The organism is Bradyrhizobium uaiense (genome assembly GCF_010811875.1).
Classification (GTDB): domain Bacteria; phylum Pseudomonadota; class Alphaproteobacteria; order Rhizobiales; family Xanthobacteraceae; genus Bradyrhizobium; species Bradyrhizobium uaiense.
Genome location: NZ_VKHP01000383.1, coordinates 1 through 5,901, shown reverse-complemented (window position 1 = coordinate 5,901; position 5,901 = coordinate 1). Strand labels below are relative to the sequence as shown.

Annotated in this window: 4 protein-coding genes; 1 reads left to right on the top strand and 3 read right to left on the bottom strand. The window is 65.6% G+C overall.

Going from position 1 to position 5,901, the window contains the following annotated elements; translation table 11 throughout:
- The coding region (locus FNJ47_RS44200) for a sulfite exporter TauE/SafE family protein (protein ID WP_236000525.1) at positions 1–570 on the top strand (570 nt) is incomplete at its 5' end.
- A 30-nt stretch (positions 571–600) separates the two neighbouring features.
- Here the strand turns inward: FNJ47_RS44200 and FNJ47_RS44195 are convergent.
- From FNJ47_RS44195 to FNJ47_RS44185, 3 genes are all read right to left on the bottom strand, one after another.
- Positions 601–1,986: an MATE family efflux transporter gene (locus tag FNJ47_RS44195; RefSeq protein WP_163162818.1), complete on the bottom strand. Its 1,386-nt coding sequence runs from the start codon at positions 1,984–1,986 to the stop codon at positions 601–603.
- A gap of 84 nt (positions 1,987–2,070) precedes the next feature.
- The gene (locus tag FNJ47_RS44190) at positions 2,071–3,870 is read right to left on the bottom strand and encodes an ABC transporter ATP-binding protein (RefSeq protein ID WP_163162816.1); all 1,800 of its coding nucleotides are present in this window, start codon (positions 3,868–3,870) and stop codon (positions 2,071–2,073) included.
- A gap of 364 nt (positions 3,871–4,234) precedes the next feature.
- Positions 4,235–5,821 carry a DHA2 family efflux MFS transporter permease subunit gene (locus FNJ47_RS44185; RefSeq protein ID WP_163162814.1) on the bottom strand — a complete coding sequence of 529 codons (1,587 nt, stop codon included), beginning with the start codon at positions 5,819–5,821 and terminating at the stop codon, positions 4,235–4,237.
- Positions 5,822–5,901 lie beyond the last annotated feature (80 nt).

The following is a 5,901-nucleotide window of genomic DNA, read 5'->3' as shown; positions in this document are numbered from 1 at the left end:
CGCCGGCAGCGGGTCTGGACGGGCATCGACGCCCGCCTGGGGTGGCGGTTGGTGAGCTGCGGCCGCGCCGGGGCGCGATCCGGCATCCGGCGGATCGCCCGGGCCGATCCTGAGGTCTTCAAGCTGACGATCGGCGCCTTCCTGCTGGTGTTTCCGACGCTGCTGTTCCTGCAGCGCAAGCCGATGTCGATCGCCTTCGGCGGCAAATGGGCCGACGGTGCCATCGGATTTGCCGGCGGCATCCTCGGCGGGCTTGCCGGATTGTCCGGCCCGCTCCCGATCCTGTGGGCAAGCGTGCGCGGCTGGGGCAAGCAGCAGCGCCGCGGCGTGTTCCAGATTTTCAACTTCACCATTCTGGCGGCCGCGCTCCTGGTCCAGATCGGAAGCGGCCTGGTGAAACCCGAACTGATCTGGCTCGTGGCCTGCGCGTTTCCGGGAACGCTGCTTGGCGCCTGGCTCGGCGCCCGCCTCTATCACGCGCTCAGCGATCGCAATTTCTCCGACGTCGTGCTGGTGTTGCTGTTCCTCTCCGGCGTGGCGCTGGTGTGGAACGGGCTGGCGCCGAGATGATCAACGCCGTCGCAAGATTGGCTGAGCCGGTCATCCGACCGGCTCGAGACCAACGCGCTCCGGAGCCGCTTTCCGGGCCGGCGTCGCGAGACGCTTGCTGAATTCGCGACGTAGCAGCCACAGGCTCAGGCCGGCTTGCAGCCACGTCGACACGATCGACAGGTACCACACCTGCTCGATCCGGAAGCCGGGCCGCGTCGACAGCCAGATCACCGGCACCGCATAGGCGAAGAGGCGCACGAACGAACTCAGCAGCACCGGGCGGGTGTTGCCGAGGCCCTGGAACATGCTGTTGCAGGTAAAGACCAGTCCCTGCGCCACCAGATTCATGGAGACGAAGTGCAGGAACTGGGCGGCGACCGCCATGGTCTCGCGATCGTTCGAGAAGCCGTCGAGCAGCAGCCCCGGCTTCCACTGCGCGAGGATAGTGATGGCGATCATCACGACGGTGCCGATCGACACCGCCTTGATGAAAGTCTCCCGCACGCGCCCACCATTGCCGGCGCCGAAATTCTGGCCGGCGATCGGGCCGGCTGCGAGCGCGACCGCCAATGCCGGCATCTGGATCAGGCCGAGCACGCGCGTCCCGATGCCGAACCCGGCCTGGGCCGCCGGGCCGAAATCGCGCAGCACGTAATAGATCACGCCCATCCAGGCAAAGATCAGCGCGAACTCGCCGCCGGCCGGCAAGCCGACATTGAAGATGCGCGTCCACTGGCGGAGTTGCGGGCGCCACTGCGCGGGATCGAACCCGACATAGCGCTCCAGCTTGCGGAAATACGCGAACAACATCAGCACGCCGATGAGGACGGCGATCGAACTTGCGAGACCCGCTCCGGCAACGCCGAACGCGTGGCCGGTGCCCCAGCCCGCAATCAGCACCGGCGCCAGTACGATGTTGATGATGACCGCGACCGCCTGCACCAGCATGCTGGGCCGCACGATGCCGGTCGCCCGCAGCGCGGACGCCATCACCTGAATGAGGAATTGCAGCGCCAGCGCCGGCATGAACCACAACAGGTAGGTGGTACCCGCCTCGATGGTGGCCTGGTCGGCCGCGACCGAGCGCATGTAAGGGCGCGACAGCACGGCCCCTGCACCCAGCGTCAACAGCCCGCACAGCACCGACAGCACGATCGACTGGTTGAACACGAGGTTGGCGTCGGTGCGATCGGTGCGTCCCACCGCGTGCGCGATCAGCGCGACGGTGCCGACACCCAGCACCTGCATCAGCGCATTGACCAGGAAACCGGCGTTGCCGGCCGCAGCCACCCCGGCGACGGCAGCCTCGCCGAGACCGGCGACAAAATACAGGTCGACCAGTTGGCAGATCATGATCGTGACCATGCCGACCACGATCGGGGGTGCCATCGTCAATATGTGGCTCACGATGGAGCCGCGCGTAAGGTCTTTCATTTCAATTCCATTCTCGAAATCGATCGTCGTATCCATTCCGGCGCGTGGCTGGCGGGACATCGCCCGTCAGCCACGCGCCATCGCTTACTCCGCAGCGGCCTGACCGAACTCGGTGGCCTGACGCTCGAACAGGCCGCGGTAGATACCGCCCGCCCGTGCGGCAAGCACGTCGTGCGTGCCCTGCTCGACGATCTCGCCGCGATCGAACACCAGGATGCGATCCATGCTGCGCACGGTCGACAGCCGGTGCGCGATCACGATCGAGGTCCGGCCCTTCATCAGCCGCTCCATCGCCTGCTGGATCAGCGCCTCGGATTCCGAATCGAGGCTCGAGGTCGCCTCGTCCAGGATCAGGATCGGCGCATCGGCCAGGAAGGCGCGCGCCAGCGCCACGCGCTGCCGCTCGCCGCCAGACAGCTTGACGCCGCGCTCGCCCACCAGCGTGCCATAGTCCTTCGGCAGCCGCATGATGAAGTCGTGCGCATTGGCCAGCCGCGCCGCCTGCTCGATCGCCTCCATGCTGGCGCCGGGCCGGCCGTAGGCGATGTTCTCCGCCAGCGAGCGGTGGAACAGGATCGGCTCCTGCTGCACGATCGCGATCTGGCTGCGCAGCGATTGCTGCGTCGCCTTGGCGATATCCTGACCGTCGATCAGGATCTTGCCACCGGTGACGTCGTAGAGCCGCTGCGCCAGCTTGACGAAAGTCGTCTTGCCGGAGCCGGACCGCCCGACCAGGCCGACGCGCTCGCCCGCATCGATGTCGACCGACAGCCCGTCATAAAGCGGCAGGCGATGGCCGCCATAGTGGAACGTGACGTCGTCGAACACGATGCGGCCGCCCTGGATGTCGATCGCTCTCGCGTCGACGGCATCGACGATGCCGAGCGGCTCACCATGGATCTGCACCAGCTCCTCCATGTCGTTCACCGAACGCTGCAGGTTGTTGATGTGCATGCCGACATCCCGCAAGTAAGCGTGGATGATGTAGTAGCTGGTCAGCACATAGGTGACGTCGCCCGGCGTGGCGTGGCCCTGCGCCCATAACAGGATGGCGCCGCCGATCACCGATGCGCGGAAGCACAGCAGCACCACCAGCTGCGCCGTCGAGGTGTGGTTGTAGCGGAACCAGGTCCGCCGCACCCGCCGGCGCCAACGGCTGATGACGCCGTCGAGCCGCATATCCTCGCGCGCCTCGGCGCCGAACGACTTCACCACCGCGTTGCAGGTCAAGGCATCGGCCAGCGTGCCGCCGACCTTGGTGTCCCACGCATTGGAGACGCGCGCGGCGGGCGCGACGTATCGCACCTGGAACACCATGGTCATCGCGACATAGATCACCGAGCCGATGGCGATCACCGCGCCGAGTTGCGGCCAGTGCACGCCGAGCAGGATCATCGAGCCGACCAGCACGACGACCGACGGCAGCAGCGCCATCAGGATGGTGTCGTTCAGCAGGTCGAGCGCCCACATGCCGCGCGTGATCTTGCGCACGGTGGAGCCCGCGAACGAATTGGCGTGCCAATCGGTCGAGAAGCGCTGCACCCGCATGAAGGCCTGCTGCCCGACGTCGGACATCGTCTTCAGCGTGAACGGCACGATGGTCTGGATACCGACCAGCCGCAGCATCAGCGACAGCGCGCCGAGCCCGACGATGGCGCCGAACGCCAGCATCGCTGCATGGCGCGCGGCGGCATCCGTCGCGCCGGCGGTCAGCGCGTCGACGAGATGGCCGGAAAACACCGGCATGAACAGGTCGGCCGCGGTTGCGCCGAGGAATCCCGCGGTCACGGCGGAGGCGCGGAACGGCTGCTCCAGCCAATGGCGGAACACGAATGGCAGCACGATCCGGATCGCGGCCGGCCGCTTGGTCGTTTGAGTGGTCATGGCACATTCCGGTCACGCTTTTGCAGCGCGTGCCGGCTCCATCTGAGGCGACGTGTGGACGGAATCCGACCACGAGCGCCGCTGGAAATTGTCGATAACGTGTTGGGAAGTTTGGATGATCGGGGCAGAGACCCGATCAGCGCTGGGACCTAGTGCGCGAGAGCGCCCAGCACCATCGAACGCGGGCGCACGGTCTGCGAAACAAACGACATCATGTGCATCTCCCCGGTTCGTGAAACGATGCGCTGCTTATAAATGCATCACGCGCGATTGGCAAGATGACATCCGCGTGAGTGCGTCAATGTGTCGATCATGCAACGCTGTTCACGCAACCGGGCGTACACCGCGCGCGAAGGCGATGCGCTCAATGCGCGTCGCCGCCTGCGGTCATCGATGGCGGCTTGTTGACGAACAGCACGAGGAGGCTGAGCGCGACGTAGAACAGCGACAGCATCACGAAGGCATCGCCATAGCCCATCACCGCGGCCTGGCGGTGCACGATCTGCGAGAGCTGCTTCATCGCCATGATGGCGGAATCGCCCATGCCCTGCATGCGCTGGGTCAGCATGTTGAGGGTCTCGACCGCTGTCGTGTTGCCCCAGGTCACGCGGTCCTGCAGCCGCGAGATGTGCAGGTCGGTGCGGTCGTTGAGCACCTCGTTGATCACGGCGAGCCCGACCGCGCCGCCGAGATTGCGCATCAGGTTGAACAGGCCGGAGGCGTTCTTGACGCGATCCGGCGGCAGCGTCGCCAGCGCGATGTTGTTGGTCGGCACCATCGCGCACATCATGCCGATGCCGCGCAGGATCTGCGGCAGCAGCAGCTCGTAGAAATCATAGTCGCGGGTGATCCAGGTCATCTGCCAGGAGCCGAGCGCGAAGGTGACGAGGCCGAAGGCGATGATGTAGCGCAAATCGACCTTCTGCATCAGCCGGCCGACGACCGGCGCCATGAAGAACATGGTGACGCCGGAGACGAACATGGTCTCGCCGATCATCAGCGCGCTGTAGCCGCGGATCTCGGCGAGATAGCGCGGATAGACGTAAGTCAGGCCGTAGAGCCCGATGCCGATGCAGAATTGCAGCACGCATCCGACCGCGAAGTTGCGGTTGTTGAAGGCGTAGAGATCGACGATCGGCTCTTCCGCGGTCAGCACCCGCCAGAAGAAGGCGACCGCCGAGACGAAGCCGATCGCGGCGCAGACCGCGACCGAGGTGTCCTGCAGCCATTCATATTGCGGGCCTTCTTCCAGGACATATTCGAGTGAGCCGAGGAAGCCGCCCATGAAGATCAGGCCCCACCAGTCGAAGCGCTCGAGCAGCGCGAAGTTCGGCTGGTCGAAATCGACCAGTATCAGCACGCCGATGGTGATGATGATGCCGGGCACGATGTTGATGAAGAACAGCCAGTGCCACGACATCAGATCGGTGATGTAGCCGCCGACCGTGGGCCCAACCGTCGGCGCCAGCGTCGCGACGAGGCCGATGATCGGCGCCACGATGTAGAACTTGGAGCGCGGGAAAATCGTGTAGGCCGAGGCGAACACGGTCGGGATCATGCCGGCGCCGAGGAAACCCTGCAGCGCGCGCCACAGGATCATCTGCTCGATCGAAGAGGCGAACCCGCACAGCAGGCTCGACACCGTGAAGCCGAACGCCGAGATCGCAAACAGCAGCCTTGTGCCGAGCGCGCGCGACAGGAATCCGGACAGCGGGATCGCGATCACCTCGGCGATCAGATAGGCGGTCTGCACCCACGACACCTCGGTCGACGATGCCGACAGGCCGGCCTGGATCTCAGACAGCGAGGCCGAGACGATCTGGATGTCCAGGATCGACATGAACATGCCGAACACCATGATGATGAAGGCAACGACCCGCTTGGGCTGGAGTCGCTCGGAGGCCGGAGCGCCGGTCATCATCGAGGGCGAAGCAGTGGTCGCGTCTGCCATGGGCTCACCTGAAGCGATCCGCGAACTCCGGTCCACCTCTCCCGCTTGCGGGGGAGGTCGACGCACGAAGTGCGGCGGGT